10 protein-coding genes are annotated in these 18,543 nt (G+C 57.4%); 9 read left to right on the forward strand and 1 reads right to left on the reverse strand.

Translation table 11 applies throughout. From position 1 onward, the window contains the following. Window positions 1-302: 302 nt before the first annotated feature. The 5 genes from drmD to drmC are packed head-to-tail and all read left to right on the forward strand — an operon-like array spanning window position 303 to window position 14,163. Window positions 303-3,470, forward strand: a complete 3,168-nt coding sequence (drmD, locus tag B1400_RS05200) for a DISARM system SNF2-like helicase DrmD (RefSeq protein WP_095613374.1) — start codon at window positions 303-305, stop codon at window positions 3,468-3,470. Next, window positions 3,455-7,522 carry an Eco57I restriction-modification methylase domain-containing protein gene (locus B1400_RS05205; protein ID WP_201260196.1) on the forward strand — a complete coding sequence of 1,356 codons (4,068 nt, stop codon included), beginning with the start codon at window positions 3,455-3,457 and terminating at the stop codon, window positions 7,520-7,522. Before drmD ends, B1400_RS05205 begins: the two co-directional genes overlap by 16 nt. An 11-nt stretch (window positions 7,523-7,533) precedes the next feature. Next, window positions 7,534-11,250 carry a DISARM system helicase DrmA gene (drmA, locus tag B1400_RS05210; RefSeq protein WP_095613376.1) on the forward strand — a complete coding sequence of 1,239 codons (3,717 nt, stop codon included), beginning with the start codon at window positions 7,534-7,536 and terminating at the stop codon, window positions 11,248-11,250. Then, the gene (gene drmB / locus B1400_RS05215) at window positions 11,243-13,390 is read left to right on the forward strand and encodes a DUF1998 domain-containing protein (protein WP_201260197.1); all 2,148 of its coding nucleotides are present in this window, start codon (window positions 11,243-11,245) and stop codon (window positions 13,388-13,390) included. Before drmA ends, drmB begins: the two co-directional genes overlap by 8 nt. Further along, complete coding sequence (drmC, locus tag B1400_RS05220) at window positions 13,387-14,163, forward strand: DISARM system phospholipase D-like protein DrmC (RefSeq protein WP_095613377.1); 777 nt, start codon at window positions 13,387-13,389, stop codon at window positions 14,161-14,163. The genes drmB and drmC overlap by 4 nt, the downstream gene beginning before the upstream one ends. A 230-nt stretch (window positions 14,164-14,393) precedes the next feature. Here drmC and B1400_RS05225 read toward each other — a convergent pair whose 3' ends face one another. Then, window positions 14,394-15,968 (reverse strand): IS3 family transposase, encoded by a 1,575-nt coding sequence (locus B1400_RS05225; protein ID WP_095613378.1) that lies wholly within the window; start codon window positions 15,966-15,968, stop codon window positions 14,394-14,396. A gap of 182 nt (window positions 15,969-16,150) precedes the next feature. Between B1400_RS05225 and B1400_RS05230 the strand changes: the two genes are divergently transcribed. From B1400_RS05230 to B1400_RS05240, 4 genes are all read left to right on the forward strand, one after another. Next, the gene (locus tag B1400_RS05230; RefSeq protein WP_407641069.1) at window positions 16,151-16,372 is read left to right on the forward strand and encodes an IS3 family transposase; all 222 of its coding nucleotides are present in this window, start codon (window positions 16,151-16,153) and stop codon (window positions 16,370-16,372) included. Window positions 16,373-16,587: 215 nt separating this feature from the next. Then, on the forward strand, window positions 16,588-17,151 hold the full coding sequence (locus B1400_RS09685; protein ID WP_157909645.1) for a GNAT family N-acetyltransferase: 564 nt from the start codon (window positions 16,588-16,590) through the stop codon (window positions 17,149-17,151). A 142-nt stretch (window positions 17,152-17,293) separates the two neighbouring features. Further along, window positions 17,294-17,902, forward strand: a complete 609-nt coding sequence (locus B1400_RS05235) for a hypothetical protein (protein ID WP_133064626.1) — start codon at window positions 17,294-17,296, stop codon at window positions 17,900-17,902. Between the two features lie 95 nt (window positions 17,903-17,997). Then, the gene (locus tag B1400_RS05240) at window positions 17,998-18,486 is read left to right on the forward strand and encodes a hypothetical protein (protein WP_095613380.1); all 489 of its coding nucleotides are present in this window, start codon (window positions 17,998-18,000) and stop codon (window positions 18,484-18,486) included. Window positions 18,487-18,543: the final 57 nt, after the last annotated feature.

Genomic DNA, 18,543 nt, shown 5'->3' on the forward strand with positions numbered 1-18,543 from the left:
CGACGCGCCCGACGTTGATTTCATTTACAAGCCTCCGTGCTCGCCGGACCGGTATCACAAGTTCATCGATTTTCGTTGGCGCCTCAGCGGCTCGCTCTGACAGCCAGTGGATCTAATCCGCAAGGAATATGTGGATGAGACAAAGGTCGATAGGGGCTCCGAACGCATCAGGCGTGCGCTCATGCATAATCTCCAGCGGCATCCGATATGCTGGATCCTATGAGCGATGAGTTGCAAGCACGCGCTGGTATTGCTATGCTCATTACCGATGTACTGCACATTTTCCGAGGGGAACTCCGGGTATGAAAAATACGGTTGGGGAGATGCCGACATTACCTGACGTCGGCAGTGTTGTCGAAGTACGTGGTGCTACGTGGGCCGTTACCGATGTCACAGCGCAGCGCATATTGCGAAGCCCGGCGGATGAGTACATTCAAGGAACGCAACATGTGGTGTCGTTGCAGTCCATTGAAGAGGACCATATGGGCGACGAACTGTCTGTCGTGTGGGAGCTAGAGGTCGGACAGACGGTGCTTCCGGATCAGGGATTGCCCAATCTCATTGACGTCGATTCGTTCGATGATCCGAATCGGCTGGGTGCGTTCGTTGATGCCATGCGATGGGGAGCGGTGACAAACGCCGACGCAAAACGATTCCAGGCCCCGTTCCGCACGGGCGCCAATTTTGAGCCGTACCAGCTTGAACCATTGCGGCGTGCTCTTGCTGCGCCGCGCGCCAATCTGCTTCTTGCAGATGATGTAGGCCTCGGTAAAACGATTGAAGCCGGCATGGTTATCGAAGAGCTCTTGCTGCGTCATCGCGCTCGTACCGTCATCATTGTGTGTCCGCCGTCATTGTGCATCAAGTGGCATGATGAAATGCTCGAGAAGTTCGGTCTTGACTTCACCATCGTCAACGCCGAAACCCTTGCTGACGCACGGCGTCGTTATGGTTTGGGATCCAACCCCTTGCGTTTGTATCCCCGCGTCATCATGTCTATGGCGTGGATCTCCTCGATCACCGCACAGCGCATGCTCAATGAAGTGTACGCACAGGCGGATTCGAGCTCCGTGGCGAACCGCTATGCATTTGACATCCTCGTGGTGGATGAAGCGCATCATGTGGCACCCGCAGCACCTGCAACGGGTCGTATACGCGGCTATGCTGTGGATTCGAACCGCACGCGTAGTGTTCGCCGGCTCGCTGAGCATTGCGAGCATCGTCTATTCTTGTCGGCCACTCCGCACAATGGCTATACGGAATCGTTTACGGCGCTTCTCGAAATGATCGATGCCAGACGTTTTGCGCGTGGAGCGTCCATTGATGAAAAAGCATTGTCGGAAGTGGCTGTACGCCGTCTCAAAACAAGCATCACGAGCCTCAACTTCAAGGAACGGCATATTGAAAGCCTGACCTTTACGCCATCAGAAGATGAGGTAAAGCATTACTCGCTGCTCGACACGATTTTCAAGCGTACGCAACGTGAGCGGGGGGGGGGCGTAGCCCGTAATAGCGCATTAGGCATAACAGCACTGATTCTTCGTAAGCGTTTGCTTTCTAGCCCGTGGGCGTTTGGTTGCACGCTATCACGGTACGCGGATGCGGATCTTGGTGAGGATGCGTACCAAGAGGATGATGGATACTACGCCGAAGTCATGGGTTCCGGACAGTCCGATGAGGAGGAAGGCGCCGAAACCCAGCCGGAGTTCGTAGCATTGACGCACAGCAGCAATGACAATCCGCTTGCCGCTGCTACGCCACAAGAAATTGCCGCATTGAGCGATTGGACGAATACGTACGGAGGAAAGCCCAACGCACGTTTGGAAAAGCTCATTGAATGGCTGGACTCCATATGCCGACCAGACGGTAAGCACCAATGGAATAACGAACGTGTCGTCATCTTCACCGAATATGCCGACACGCTCGAATGGATGCGTGGCATTCTTGAATCACGGGGGTACACGAAGGAGCGGCTCGCCACGATCAGTGGTAGTACCAGCTCGCAGGATCGCGAGCAGATTCGCGCCCAGTTCAATGCCGATCCTACCGAACAGCCGTTGCGCGTATTGCTGGCTACCGATGCAGCTGGCGAAGGCATTGATTTGCAGGCATATTGCCATCGTCTCGTGAACTTTGACATACCGTTCAATCCATCGCGACTCGAACAACGCGTAGGGCGCATTGATCGGTATGGACAACGGCATACACCGGAGATCTTCTATTTCACTACCGACAATACATCTAGTTTGGGTGGAGATAGTGACTTCATGAAGCGCATCGCGCAGAAAATCGCTATCGAGCAGCAGGACCTGAAAATGGTCAATCCACTCATTGATGCGCAGATTTACCAGCGATTCTGCGCATCTGATGCAGTTGCTGCACAGGCATCCCGTGCCGATGATGACAAAGTCGCACAAGAGATCAATCGTGTGCTCGCGAAAGGCATGGAGCTCAACCGGAGCCTTACCGCGTTGGAACGTGACTATGACGTCAGTCGTGCGGGCATGCACTTGAGTGAGCGTGCAGAGCGGCGCGTAGTGGATGAAGCCCTTGAGCTCACGAACCAGCCGCCTCTCATTCCGACTGAACAGGCAGGCGTCTACGAGCTTCCTTCGCTCAATCCTGGATGGCGACCGATCTCCGATGCGTTACGTCCGCTGCTTGACCCATCACACATTCGTCCCATCACCTTCGATGAGTCCATTGCCAAAGCCAATCCGGATGTAGCCTACATGCATCTCGGCAGCACGCTCATGGATAAGGCCGCACGTACCTTACGCAGCAACCTTTACGGACAGGAGTCCAAACTGCATCGCGTCACCGCGGTCGTTGTGTCAGGACTGGAGTACACATGTGCGGCTGCCGTGGCGCGTCTTGTGCTCGTTGGTCGTTCAGGTTTACGCGTCCATGAGGAGATGTTCGTGACCGGCATACGTTTCGGCGCGCAGAACATGGCTGAAGAAAAAGCGCTGGAACTGCTGGACGACACGCTGGATGCTGAGCGTCCGTTGCGATTGGCCGATAGAGCCATTCTCAAGCACTTGGAAACAGCATGGGATGAGCACCATGGATGGATGAAGCAGCGTCTCGAAGATGCTGTCATGCGACGTGCTGAGATACGGCAACAGGCGGTGGAAACCAGTCTGCACAAGCGGGAGGAAGACGATAAGCAGCGCGTACACGGCATCTTCTCGCAGTTCCGCGCCAACCTGCAGACTTCTCTTCAGCGATTGAAGGAAGAGGAAGCCCGTGAACAAGAGCAGTTGACGCTGTGGACTGACGAGGCGCAGCGACAGCGTTTGCATGACATAGCGAACATGACGGAGCGCCTCGGCGCGTTGGACGAAGAGGAGCGAAAAGAGATCGAACTGGTCGATTTACGCTACCGCGATATTCGCCCGTACGTGTCGATTGCGGCGCTTGTCTTTGCCGTGAATGAGCACGATGCACAACAATGGAGGAAGCAATGAGGACAGGACAACATGTGCCGACCAAAACCGGGGCGCAGGCGCATCGTAATTGGCTTGCCCTCGTTGACACGGCGGGACCGTTCCTCGCCGTTCCCGAACTGCTCCGCGTATGGCCGCAAGGCATGCCGTCGCTGCGTGTCCAAAAGGCGGGGGCGGAACGACTCAGGCAACTGCATACGCGTAAAGAGCGCTTCGAGCAGGAATGGGATCGTTGGAAGCGTGTATCCCTACGGCTTGACGATGCGCAGGCGCTCGCCGATGCGTTGACGAAATACCGTGAACAGCGTGACGTCTGGGTCCGTTTTGTGTTGGAGACCTTGTTGGATTGGCGGGATGACTATCAGGAGCTTGACGCGACGAATGCCGAAGCATATCTTGTTAGCTCGCCTAATGGATTGGTGAGCGCTGCTCCCAACGGGCGTCTGCGGATGGGCGATGCCACGGGTGCGCTTGTGCTCATTACCGATCCCGTAGCGTCCGATTTGACGGATATGCCGGATGATGGGTGGAATGCGAATCCGTTGGATCGCATGGAGATGATGCTGCGTCAGCGGATGTCTGATTGTTCGATTGGCATCGTTACCGACGGACGCTGGTGGGCAATCGTGAGCGCGCCGAAGGACGGTCCAGCTGCATGGGGACAGTTCGATGCGCAAATGTGGATTGATACGCCGAACGTGCGTGATGCGTTCATCAACCTTCTCGGTGTGCGGCAACTGATCACTAGTGCCCCCGCGGATCGGCTACCTGCTTTGTTCGCTGGATCGGTGACGGCAGCGGAAGAAATTACGGAGACTCTTGGCGCGCAGGTGCGGCAGTCGGTCGAGCTTATCGTAGCTGCGTTCGGCGAATCCGCTGCGAGGAATCATGCCGATGTTCTGCCTGACGGCGATGAGGTATATCAGGCGGCCGTCACCGTCATGATGCGTATCATCTTCTTGCTGTTCGCTCAGGAACGCGGCCTTCTGCCACAGGGTGGCCTCTTTGACGCATCGTATGGAATGGCGGGCGTATTCGATGAACTTGAGACACGTGCGCTCAGCGAAGGCGAGGAGGGCATGGACGGAACAAGCCTGTCGTGGCATCGCCTGCTCGCAACATCCCGTGCGCTGTACAACGGCGCCAATTTTGAAGACATGCGCCTTCCCGCGTATGGCGGTTCAGTATTTGACCCGGAGCGTTATTCGTTCCTCACGGATATGGATGAGCAGGGCGAACTTGTCATCACAGTGACTGACCGGGTCATGCTTCATGTTTTGCGATCCATTCAAATTGCTCATGTGCATGGTGAAGCACGCCGCGTGTCCTTCCGAGACATGGACGTGGAACAGATTGGCTATATTTACGAAGGACTTCTGGGATATACGTGTAAAAGAGCCGACACAATCATGGTGGGCTTGGACGGCAAAGCCGGATGTGAGCCAGAGATCCCTCTAGAGGATCTTGAACATATCGCGCGCGCATGCGGTGAGGATCCAGATGGCACGAAGCGTGCCAAAGCGATACAGGCATGGGTGAAAAAGCATGAACCCGGCGCGCGAGCTGTTTCCGGGAAGAAACTCAGCGCGCAGCTGACCGCTACGTCAACGGAGGAAGACGAACGCGCACTGTTGACGGTGGCCGATGACGCAGCGCTGCGTGACCGTCTGCGTCCTTGGATTGCTTTGACTCGGCGCGATATGCGCGGCAAACCGTTCATCTTGTTGGATGGCATGATGTATGTGGAAGAGACGTCCTCACGCAAGGATGCGGGTGCGCATTACACGCCACGCGCGTTGGCGGAGGAGGTCGTGGAGCAAGCGCTGGAACCGCTTGTCTACAACCCCGGGCCATTGCAGACAAGCGATCGAAGCAAGTGGAGGCACGTCGATTCGGATACGTTGCTCAATTTGCATGTCGCTGATATCGCCTGTGGCTCTGGCGCGTTCCTTGTTGCCGCCGCCCGATACCTTGCGCGTGAGCTTGTGGAAGCATGGCGGCAAGAAGGCACGTTGCCCGCCCTGGAGCCCGAACGGATTCTGCTGAGTGCAACGCGCAAGGTCGTGTCTTCATGCCTATATGGCGTGGATATCAATGACATGGCCGTCGAGATGTGCAAACTGTCACTCTGGCTCATTTCTCTCGATAAGTCGAAGCCGTTCAGCTTTGTGGATAACAAGATCCTGCATGGCAACACATTGCTTGGCGTGACCAATTTGGCGCAGGTGGAACGCAGGCGTATCGATGCCGATGAAACGCCGCCGCTGCTGTTGGAGATGAATGCGGCAGGCCAATATGCAATCGCCGAAGATACGAATGAAACGATGCGCACCGTACGTCGGTTGCGTCGACAGCTTGCCGAAGAAATCAACAATGGCGATCCACAGCGCTCGGCAAAAGCGAAGCAGCGGCAAATGCGCGATATCGACAAAGCGCTGGCACATTCACGTACAATCGCAGATGGCGTCATCGCCGCTGGATTGCTCGCAGGTGGCAAACCCGGCAAGGATTGGGACAGCTGCTATGAAGACCTGACGATTGCCGTTGGGAGGGCGTATCCCGTTGTAGGCGAAGGGGATACCTCAATGCTCGACGATCTCGTTGATCGCGGTCTGACGCCAACCGTTCCCACTGATTACGAACGATGGGAATGCGTGCATTGGCCATTGGAAATCCCTGAAGTCATGGAGAACGGCGGCTTCGATGCCATTGTCGGCAACCCTCCATTCCTTGGTGGCCAGAAGCTGACGGGGGCCATGGGGACGAATGTGCGCGAATGGATCGTCAGCACGATCGGCGGCGGTAACCGCGGGAGCGCCGACTTATGCGCTTACTTCTTCCTCCGCGCATTTACCATCATGCGTCCCGGTGGCACCTTAGGGTTGTTGGCTACGAATACGATCGCGCAAGGTGCCACACGAGAAGTCGGACTTGACCGCATGATGGCTGAACGCTTCACCATCTACCGCTCCATCCGTTCTCAGTCGTGGCCTGTGAAAAGCGCCAACTTGGAGTACGCGACCATTTGGGGCGTCAAAGGTGTGATCCCAGATGCCGTCCAACGCAACTGCGATGGCATGAACGTCGCACGGATCTCGTCGCTGCTGGAGTCGCAGGGGCGTGTCGAAGGACGGCCGAAGCCTTTGGAAGAGAACGCCAATATCAGCTTCCAAGGCTGCATTGTGCTGGGTCAGGGATTCGTCATCTCAAAAGAACAGGCGGATGAATGGATTGCGGCGGACTCGCGCAACCGGGAGGTGCTGCATCCGTACTTAAACGGCAAGGATCTTAACTCTCGACCCGACTGCAGTGCATCGCGCTGGGTCATTGATTTCAATGACTGGCCTGAGGAGCGGGCCAAGACGTACGTGTTGCCGTACAAGTATATTCTCGAATCAGTTAAGTATGAACGGAAAGAAAAGAAAGACAAGGCGGTGAAAGACGCATCATGGTGGCTTTTCTTGAGGTCTAGACCTGCGTTGCGAAACGCTATTGCGTCTTTGGAGCATGTTCTTGTAATTACGCTTGTTAGTAAGACAGTGATGCCAATGCGTGTTATTACTGGTCAGATTTTTAGTAATGCGCTTGGTGTGTTCGCGACTGATTCCTATGCTGATCAGGCAGTACTATCTTCGTCGTTGCACCAGTACTGGGCTATCGCACATGGTTCCTCTATGCGTGACGATTTGCGATACGTGCCTTCCAATGTTTTTGAAACATTCCCGCGCCCGCGATCCACTGAGGCGTTATGCCGTATTGGCAAGATTCTCGATGAGGAACGACGCGAGATCATGCTACGACGGCAGCTCGGATTGACCGCCTTGTACAACCTTGTCAACAGTCCGGACGTTGCAGATGATGACGATGCCGATATCGCGCGCATGCGTGCCATTCATCGGGAACTTGATGAAACGGTCATGGCAGCCTATGGCTGGTCTGATGTCGATTTGCGGCACGGATTCTATGAATACCGCGACGTGACGCGGTGGACCGTATGTCCGCAGGCGCGCGTTGAAATCCTCGATCGTTTGTTGGAAGAAAATCATCGGCGTGCCAACGCCGAACGTGAGTAGGGAGCACCATTATGGTTCAACACACACCCCCGTTCGACCTGACTGAACCATTGGATGGTTCGTCATATATGTGTCGGGAAAATCTGCAAGACATCCTCGAACGCGAATTGCTTGGCCCCGCCCAAGGGGATACGGAATTGCTCGAAACGCGTCCGCAGAACAAATACATCCTTGGCCGTATCGCCCCTGCGCGCGTGGAGCTTGATGAACAAGACGCCGGCAATCAGGATTCCGAAGATGGCGATAACACGCAGACCGCGGGATCGGATGGCGAAGATGACGACGCATCGCCACGGCGGGGTCTGATGATTCCGTCTTCGATGGGTCTGCGCTTCCAAGTTCCGGATAATCTGGATGCGTTTACGGTGCATTGCTCGTGGGCGCGGTATGAGGATGAAAAAGTTGAGGTAGAAGATGGGGGAGGAAAGAAAACCACCACGCGCTATCGACGAGTGCCGCTGGAAGCGTCGGTGAAGATCCCGCTGAAAGACTTGCGTGATGGCGTCACCGCCCCATTCCCTGTACGTGACCATGTGGTGTTGCGCATTGACCGGTATGATGACCCCGAGCACAAGCGTTGCCTCATTGAGATCGCGCTATGCAATGACATGGAGTCCGAAAAGCCGGTGCCTACGTCAAAGTGGATGTTCCAAACTCAGTTGAACGTGGACGCCGATGGTCGGGCGATGTTCCTGCCTGTCCATGATTGGAATGAGGATGCCTCATTCGAAGACGAGCCGGATTATGAGCAGCGCTGTCTGCGGTTGCAGTATCGCGATCGACTTGAATTCGCCGTAGGGCGCACGTGCTCCGTTGATTGGACGGTTTCATCAGAGCATCCACGTCGTGCGACGAATGTGCGGACAACATGGATGCCTACCGCTGATATTCCTCAGACTGAAGCGCGCATGGTCGACGGCGTCGAACTGGATATGACTAAACTGGCCACGATGGATGGTGAGCAATTGCACGCCGTCTTGTCTTCAATCGAAGAGGAATATACCGCATGGCTCCAAAAGCAGGAAGAATCCATCGATGCGTTGCCGGCGCATTTGCGGGCCACGGCTCGCGATGTGGTGGGCACAGCGCGTCTTGTGTCTGAACAATTGCGCGACGGCATCGAATTCCTGTGCGGAGATGCCGAAGCGCAGCATTGTTTCCGTTTCATGAATGCGGTTATGGCCGAACAGCGTGTGCATACGCAGATCAGCGCACTTCGCGCCAATGATGAGACGCTCTCCGTTGACGAGGCGCGCGCGCGGGTGCTCGCATGTTCATATCCGCATCATTGGCGCATGTTCCAGCTTGCCTTCATTCTCATGCAGATTCATGCGCTTACCGAGCCGCATATCGCACAACGCTCAGGTGAAGGTGTAGCGGCGCAAGCGCAGCTGCTCTTCTTCCCGACTGGCGGCGGTAAGACCGAAGCATATCTCGGCCTTGCCGCATACTCATTTGTCATTCGCCGCCGTCAAGGCGTGATCGGTGAAGGTGCCGATAAACTCGATGGATCCGAAGGCGTGACCGTTCTTATGCGCTACACGCTGCGATTGCTGACCTCGCAACAGTTCCAACGTGCTTCTACGCTCGTGTGTGCAGCCGAACTTGAACGTTGCAAAGATCCCAAAACATGGGGCGAAGAGCCTTTCCGCATTGGCTTGTGGGTCGGTACGAGCGTGACGCCAAAACGCGTCGAAGAGGCTGCTGAAGAGATACGCAAATCGTATGAACGCGCGAATGTGAATCCTTCCGTGCTGCAGATCATGACATGCCCGTGGTGCGGCAACGCGTTGACGGGCGCCGACGTGAAAGCGGACCGGACGCTGGGACGCGTCTATATCCGCTGCTCGGATACACGAGGAACGTGTCCCTTTGCAGAGGGTGGCGCTGTGAAAGAGGGCATTCCTGTCCTCATGACCGATGAGGAGATCTATCGACTCGTACCCGCGTTCGTGATCGCGACAGTCGATAAGTTCGCTCGTCTTGCGCGCGAGGGAATGGCGTCAAGCCTCTTCGGCTATGTTGGGCGTAAGTGTGACCGTCACGGGTATGTTTCCAAGCTGAATAGGCTTGGTAAATCTGATTTCCGGAACTGTGATCTCCAAGACGGTTCATGCCACAAAGCGACTAAGGATTATCCGGTCGCCCGGATTCATCCGGCGACGCGGCTGCGGCCGCCGGATCTCATCATCCAAGATGAATTGCATCTCATCACCGGCGCGTTGGGGACATCAGTTGGCCTCTTCGAAGCTGCCATCGATGTGATGTGCACATGGAAGGATGGCGAGGATCGTGAGATTCGCCCGCTGATTATTGCGTCGTCGGCGACGGTGCGCAATGCGCCGGATCAGGTGCACAAACTGTATGCGCGTAGCACCACGATGTTCCCTCCGCAGGTGCTTGACGCGTCCGATACGTTCTTCTCCCATGAGAAGCCATGCGGGCGCGCTACGCCAGGGCGACGCTACATTGGACTCTCTACGACCGGCGTGCGGTTGAGCGCAGCGGAAATTCATACCGCGGAGACCTTGCTGAAGGGTGCCCAACTCCTCATGGACAGCCCGGGTGGCGGTAATGCGGCGGATCCGTACATGACGCTTGTCGCTTACTTCTCGACAGTACGTGAATTGGCTGGCATGGCTCGATTCATGCAAGATGATATCAGCCTGCACACCAGACAGGGGCGCATCGGCAGTCATCTACCTCATCGTTCTGGCATCGACGCAGGCAATCTGCGCGTTGGTGAGCTGACCTCGCGCATCTCGTCGGGAGACATCGTGCGTACGCTCAATGAGATGTCCGCATCCTTCGATGTGGAATATGACGCGAATCTTGCCGGCGCGCCGAACAAGGAACTTGATGTCAAGGAACCATCGAGGAAACGGCGAACGTCCAAGGATATGCACCCCTTCGACGCCGTGCTTGCGACGTCCATGCTGCAAGTCGGTGTTGATGTGCCTCGTTTGGGCCTCATGATGGTCGTGGGGCAGCCGAAGAACACGGCCGAATACATTCAGGCGTCGTCGCGCGTGGGGCGAGATGCGTCACATCCTGGACTTGTAGTCACCGTAGGCAACTGGGCGCGGCCACGAGATCTTGCGCACTACGAGCAATTCAAGGCCTACCATGAGTCCTTCTACGCTCGCGTGGAGCCTCTCTCGGTCACGCCGTTCTCGGCCACTTCGTTGGATCGTGGACTTGACGGATTGCTGGTGAGCGCCGCACGCGTTATGGACGCCACCAGCCAAGACGGCCTCAATCCGGAGATGAACGCGAGGTGTGTGCTCGAGAAGGAGGGGGCTAAGTGCCTTGAGAACGTTGTTGAACGACTGAGTAAACGCATTTGTGATGCCGGCGGTGAGGAGGCGTCGCAAGAGGCCGAAAGGTATCTTCGTGACAGCGTCGACAGGTGGAAGCTCTTGGCGCAGGAAGATGCCAAGAAAAAAGTGGTACTTGCGTATGATCGCGTCCCCGAAGACGACGACAAGTATGACCGCCTCATCCGTTCCGCCGAACAACTCGCTGAATCGGATGACGGGACGACGGGCCAGCGCTTCGTCGTCGCCAATTCGATGCGCGAAGTACAGCCGGAAATCAACATCCTCGTATCCCCTGATCCCAATCGTCTGAAGTTTGACGATTCCGGCGATGATCTGCAATGGCAATACCAGACAGCACCCGCACACGACAAGAAAGATAAGGATAAGAAGGAGTCGAACCATGAGTGAGCAGGAAAATGCCGGTGAGGTGAAGGCGCCTGAAGCATGGATCTATGATTCGACGAATGCCGTCAACCCACTTGACGATGAGGAACGACTGCGGGGCATAGGGAAAAACTATGCTAAGGTCGGCGGTGCTCGTGGCACAACGCTGCTGTATACCTATGGTCCCGGTGCCATCATGGATATGCCGCATTTCACCGTCATGCCCATGGGTCTTGATGATTGGCAGCGCATCTGGGCGCGTCGCAATGGCGTCCCGACGGTCGAAGCACAGCGTTTGTTGGAAAACGTGCAGCTCATGCTGGGACCCCACGTTACCGAGTTGCGTCCATTCCCGTGGCAACCCAATCCGGATGGCAAAGCTCGTCAAGGCGATGATCTGGGTGTACCTGCACGCATATTCCCGCAATGGCTGCGTTGCACGGGCTGTGATTTGCTTGCGCCGGTCTCGACCTTTGCTGACGGATATACCAACACCAATCCATACCGGCCGGATCGTGCTGAATTCGTGCATAAAAATTGCCGAGGGCGGTCTGGTCGCAAGAAGCTCAAAAATCAAGTTTGCGTGTCGGCTCGTTATTTACTCGTATGTGAAAATGGTCATATGGACGAATTCCCGTATGACTGGTGGGTGCATAAGGGTGAGCCGTGCCCTGAGGCCGAGCATCCTCAGCTTCGCATGCGAGAAAGCAGCAGGAGTGAGGTAGGTGCTCGCATCGACTGCGTGAGCTGCGGTGCGCGCCGTTCTATGAGGGAAGCGCAAGGTTCGGAGAATCGGGCCAAGTTGCCGAGGTGCCGAGGCCGTATGCCCCATCTCAACGCGTTCGCGCCCAACGGATGCGACAGAATGCCGCGGCTTATGCTCATCGGTGCGTCCAATTTGTGGTTCCCTGTTGTGCAAAGCATCATCGATATGCCTCAGCTGGACAAGAAGTCGATGATGAGAGAGCACTATAACGCGTTATTGTCTGTATGTCATGGCTCGGCGGAGATGCTCACGAAGGCTGCAACTGATGTGCACATGTTTAGTGCACTCTCTTTGATGGTGAGTTCTTTTGTGGAGCAGGGCGACAAGAATGCCGACAAGAATATCGCGCGGGTATTGCGCGGCGTAGCGGAGTCGGAGTCGGAGCTTCGCTCGCTCGTCGTCGAAGTGCAGAAGCTCCGCGAGCCCACGGAAGAGGAGTTGCGCAAAGCGAAGGCAGCGTGGGAACCGGTCGATTTGCTCGTCCCGGAATGGGAGTACCTCAATCACAACGATTTCAAAGATGGTCGAGTATCTGATGATCAAAGTGGTCTTACCATACGCAATCAGCAGGTCACGCGGACGCTACGAGATATGGGGGTGCAACGTTTGCTGGCTGTGGATCGGCTCAGGAAGGTCAATGCGCTCATTGGCTTTACCCGTGTCGATGACTTCGACCGTGCGAATGATCCCGGCTCGCGCTTTGTCCATCTCAATCGTGAATCCACCGTCAACTGGGTTCCTGCTACCGAGGACTTTGGAGAGGGCGTCTTCATTCAGTTTGATGAAGGCAGGATTGCCGAGTGGCAAGAGCGTATTCTCGGCACTCCGCTATGGAATGCGTATGTTAAAGCACATCGACGTAATTTCTATAACCGCTTCTCGGAGACGGCCAGGGACGTCGATCCGGATACGCGTCTTCCTCGTCCGCGGTATTGGCTGCTGCACACGCTTTCGCATGCGCTCATCAAACGCATGGCGCTTTCGTCGGGCTATGGTATGGCAAGCTTGACGGAACGTTTGTACGCGTGGGATGCGAAAGATGAACGTCCGGCTGCGGCCGGCATCCTCATCTCCACGACGGCTTCGGATTCCGACGGCACGTTAGGAGGTTTGGTGGCGTTGGGCGAGCCTGAAACGTTCGAGCAAATCATGGAGGAGGCGCTATGGGAAATGCGTCGTTGCTCGTCCGATCCGATTTGCGCTCAACGTGTTCCTCAGGATCCGGAGGACTTCCTTCACGGGGCTTCCTGTCATTGCTGCTGCATGCTGTCGGAGACCTCGTGCGAGCGGGCAAATCGTTTCCTTGACCGCAGATTCATTGTGCCATTGCCTGGTGAGTATGAGCATGGATCGTACAAGGATTGTGCCTTCTTCCTCGTTGATAAGGATATGGGATGATGAATATGCAAAAGGCGTGCATACAACTCGGTCAGTATCTTACCGGTACGGAAGCGCGTGATCTTGCCAATTTGCTAAAAAAGGGTTACCCATTGTCGGCAGCATTACAAAGTGCTATTGACAAGTCCTCTCGCCGCATGGAGATTGCCGAGTTGCTTACTGCTATTGAGGAGTGCAGCAGCGAGAATTCAGGCATTGCCTCCACGACGCTGGAGAATGTTGCGCTGCTGCGCGTCATCGAAGGTGCCCGTGCTGATCATTGTGAAGTGACTCCGGTATGGACTGCTCCGCAAGGGTTGGCACGGGAGGGAGAACTCAATGCCTTACGCGGCAAACTCTTGTTAGATGCAAAAACTTCCATTATGTGTTCGACATATAACTTTCAACGTTCAAGCGTTTTATGGGAAGCGCTTGAACAAATGTCAAAGAAACTGAATTTAGTGATTACGATTTATATAGATGGGAGTGTTAATCGACGGGAGAGTGATAGTGACGGTTCGTCGGCTGAGGATATCGCGCGCGCGTTTCCGCAAGCTAAAGTGTTTCGTACCAAGGTTTGCATAGACGATAACGGGAAAGAGGTGCGGTATCGTAATCACGCGAAGTTTTTGTGTGTTGATCACCATCAATTGCTCGTGACGAGCGCGAACTTCTCCTATAGTGCGGAAGCACGCAATATCGAGTTGGGGCTGCGCATCGACGATCCTCGAATTGCAAAATCCGTTGAAGCTCAGATGCTTCGCCTCGAATCCATGCTCTATGAGCTTGTGTGAGCGTAGTGCGGTGACGGTCACCGCGTCCTTGGTGTGCGCCTATGGCTCTTCCTGCGCTGTGGGCACACTCTTCACCATGTCGGAGTCTGGCCTAAGCATTTCGCTCACGCTTGCTCTTTCTCCCCTGTCTGCACTGTTCTCAATGTGAGCATATCCGGCTCTTCTCAAGTTAGTGTATAAGGAAATGGGGGGTGGTGCAGAAATGTTGGACTGCGTTGTCGTTGGTCTGATTATGCCATGAGGCCTAGTTCTTTTCGATGCTTCGTGATGCTGGTGCCGAACTCGGTCTTGACACGTTTGTCGCGGTACCAGCGCATGTAGGCGTCGAGCGCGTCCATGAATTCGTCCACCGTCTCGCCGCTGTGGTCGCGGTTGTAGTAGAACTCCTGCTTGAGCCGGCCGAAGAATCCCTCGGCCGCCGCGTTGTCCGGCGAGCAGCCCTTGGCGCTCATGGACCGCGTCAGACCATGCCTGTCGCAGATCGAGATCCATCCGGGCCACTGGTAGTGGCAGCCCCGGTCCGAATGGACGACCGGTCGCTCGCCTTCCGCGAGTGTGGCGCAGGCCTGTTCGAGCATGGTGTCGGCGAGTTCCGCGTTGGGGCTCGTGCCGATCGTCCACGCGACCGGAAGTCCGTCGAAGCAGTCGATGACGGGACTGAGATAGACCTTGCGGCCTGCGACGTGGAACTCGGTGATGTCGGTGACCCACAGCATGTTGGGTCGTGGCGCGTGGAAGTCGCGCGCCACGAGATTGGCAGGGGCGTTGCCCGACTCGCCCTTGTAGGAGCTGTAGCATTTGCGCGCCCGGAGGCTGGGACGGATGCCGTGCTCGGCCATCAGCCGCATGACGCGCCTGGCGCACACGCGGATGCCATTGGCGCGCAGCACCTGCCAGATGCGTCGGTAGCCGTAGGTCCCGTGGCTTTGCTCGAACGCGTCCAGCACGGGCGCGAGGAGCCATTCGTCCCTGGGCGGACGGCGCAGCCGTTCCTTGTTGTGGAAGAACGTGCTCCCCGCCATTTCGAACCGGTCGAGCAGCGAAGTCTCGCGCAGGCCGAGCGTGTCGGCCAGATGGATGACGAGCCGGGTCTTGTCGGCGTTAGGCAGTTTGACCGGGTCTGCGCCCGGGTCTTTTCCCAGTTCGTCGCGCATGAACCGCAAGGTCTCCACCTGGATCTCGAGCTCGTCACGTTCGGCGCGCAGCTGCGCCAGGCGCTCCTCGAGGGCCGCCTGTTGGTTGTCCGGTGGTGTCCCGTGCCGCCGCCTCGCATCAATGTCGGGCCTGGGGTTCTTCGGGTTCATCGTGCGCTCCTTGTTGGTTTCGGGAAGCATGGTGCGCTTCCAGTTTCGCACGACCGATGCGTCGACGCCGATCTCGCGCGCCACCTGCGCGCTCGTCGCGTCCGTGGTCGTCACCTCGACCACGGCCTTCATGCGCGTCCCGGCATCCACGGGAGCGCGGCGCAGCCGCCGTTCGCCGGGCGCGAGCTCGTCGACCCAGTTCGCGAGCACCTCGTGGCTGGGATATCCCAACGCCCGCAGGGTGCGCCGCAGGCAGCGGCCGTGCTCGATGTAGTGATCGACCGCCGCCTGCTTCTGCTCCAGGTTGTAGCGGCCGCCGACGCGCCGGTCGACGAACGCCTCCGTTCCCGTCTTCTGCTCGTCCATCCATTGCGCGTGCCAGCGCGCCAGCATCGTGCGCGACGGGTATCCCAGCTCGTGGATCACCGCCATCGGGCTATGATCGTACCGCTCGTAGAGCTCCACGGCCCGGATCTTCTGCTCCCTCGTATACGTCACCATCCAAGGGGCTCCTTTCCCAATCAGGAGTCCAAGATTTCGGCACCATCCCCCAATGCGGAACGCAAATTGCTAAAACACAGCTCAAGGACGGCGAGCGGCCGGTCATCCACTCGGACCGGGGCTGCCACTACCGCTGGCCCGGATGGATCCGCATCTGCGAACGCCACGGGCTGACCCGATCCATGAGCGCCAAGGGCTGCTCGCCGGACAACGCGGCCGCCGAGGACTTCTTCGGCCGGCTCAAACAGGAGTTCTACCACAACCAGAACCATCAGGACCAGAGCGTCGACGAGTTCATCGACGCCCTCGACGCCTACATGGTCTGGTACAGGGACGAACGCATCAAGACCGCATACGGCACCAGCATCACCAAACGACGACGCAGACTGGGCCTCATGGCATAATCAGACCAGCGACAACGCAGTCCAAGATTTATGCACCACCCCCGATCGAACGCGCTAAACTCGGGTTCAGGCCGTGCTTCCTCATTTTCTTTTTTGATCACACAACCAATGATGAAGCACGGCCCTTACACACTAACTTGAGAAGAGCCGCATATCCGTTGCGTGAAGGGGTGGCTACGGATTGGAACTGTTCTCGTGGCGGTAGAATTAGGGGCATGAGTATCTATGACAGCTGCCCGGAACTGTGTGACGACGCCTACCGCATCCGGCTGATCGAACCCGACGACGCCGACGATCTGCTCGCCGTGTACGGCGACAGGCTCGCGCTGCCGTTCTTCAACTCCGACAATTGCCATGGCGCGAACTTCTACTGCCGCGACGTGCACGACGTGCGCGCGAGCATCGCCGCATGGCTCGACGAATACGCGCGGCGCGGCTTCGTGCGCTTCGCCGTCGAATCGTTGGCGACGGGAACCGTGATCGGCACGCTGGAGATGTTCCGTCGCGAAGCCGACGACTATTACGACGACTGCGGCATCCTGCGCGTCGATCTGGCCGTCGATTACGAACGCGAGGACGTCATCCGCGACCTCCTCGACCTCGTCTCCGCGCCGTTCATGACATTGTTCGGCTGCGCGAGGATTGCGACGAAGGCGCCGCTGTACGCGGTCGAACGCCGCGCCGCGCTTGCCGGCGCCGGCTACACCGCGCGCCGCCAGCCGCTGATCGGCCACGACGGCACGCACTACTACGACTACTGGGTGATGGAACGCGCGTAGGACGCATGTAATCATCGATGATGCGAAAACCGGCTGCATCGGCGTGTCGATGCCGTCGATATCGCCAGCGAGAGGGACAATCAAGGCACGACAAAAATCGAACGATACGGAAAAACGGGGGGGGATTGCGATGGGGAGATCGATGCGAGTAAGCGTGGCGGCGGCGTTGCTGACGGCGGCCGTCATGACGGCCGGAGGATGCGGGACAAGCGAAGCGCAGCGGAACGACGCCACACCGCCGGCTGCCTCCGCCACAGCGACGCAGGGTGCGGACGAGGAATACCATGTGCTGCCCGATTATCAGGTCAATCGGCTCAAAGACGAACTGCGGGACTTCCCGATGGAGGGCAAGACGATTGAGTTCGCCGGACCTGTGCCGAGCTACACGGAAACGAACGGCGCCCGCGCGCCGCAGACGATGCAGAACAGGACCGAGCTGGAGTTCAGCGCGAACAAGTCATACACGCTCGTCGCCATGTGCGCGGGCGAAGGTGGCGCGAACGTGGAATGGCAGCTCGGCGTGCAGTTCAACAGACAGCATCTCGAATGCAGGCCGTACAGCGGCACGCAGTACATGAACGCCGGCGTGGCGGACATGGGCGTGACCGGCATCGGCGCCGACTCGAGCACCGTCACGATCACGCCGGACGAGGGGACGAAGGCGGAGTTCGCCTACCGCATCGACGAATCGGATGCGCCGGTGCCGATCGTCGACGACGACGCCACGGCGAAGGACGCGACGCCGCAGTGAGGGAAAACGACGGAAGCGACAGCACGGGGAGAACACGGCACAGTGAGGGAAGGCGCGGCACGGTGAGGGACAAGACATCAACGAATAAGACATCAATGGATACGACGACGGCGGACGAAACGGTGGAACCGACGCCGCCGTGGAAGATCATCACGGTGATGACGGTCATCAGCGCGCTCACGGTGGCCGCGTACTGGCTGTGGCCGAAGCCGCTCGACACGTCGCACACGCAGCTCGAGATCTCCGCATCATCGAAATTCACACGCGCGCAGCTCGACGATCTTGTGCAGGCCGTGTACCGCGAGAGCGTGAGCATGAAGAGCTGCAGCGTCGACAAAGTCAAGTACGACGAGAAACAAAGCGAAGAGATCATCGACATGGAAATCGCAGACTACGACGAAGGACACGGCTCGGCGTTGGGCCGCGCCGCGCGCCAACACGGTCGCGACGGCGCGGCGGTCGTGTTCGTCGACATGACCTGCCGCGAACACGTGGACGACGAAGACCATATGGAGGAGTTCATGCTGCTGCCGCAGGCCGACGGCACACAGGCATGGGAACTGCAGGACCGCGGCAACGGCTGAGCGGACGGCGCGCGGCGTGCGCTCGCGCAGGACGGTCGGGCGCGGGCATAGAATGGA

The organism is Bifidobacterium italicum (assembly GCF_002286915.1).
Classification (GTDB): Bacteria; Actinomycetota; Actinomycetes; order Actinomycetales; family Bifidobacteriaceae; genus Bifidobacterium; species Bifidobacterium italicum.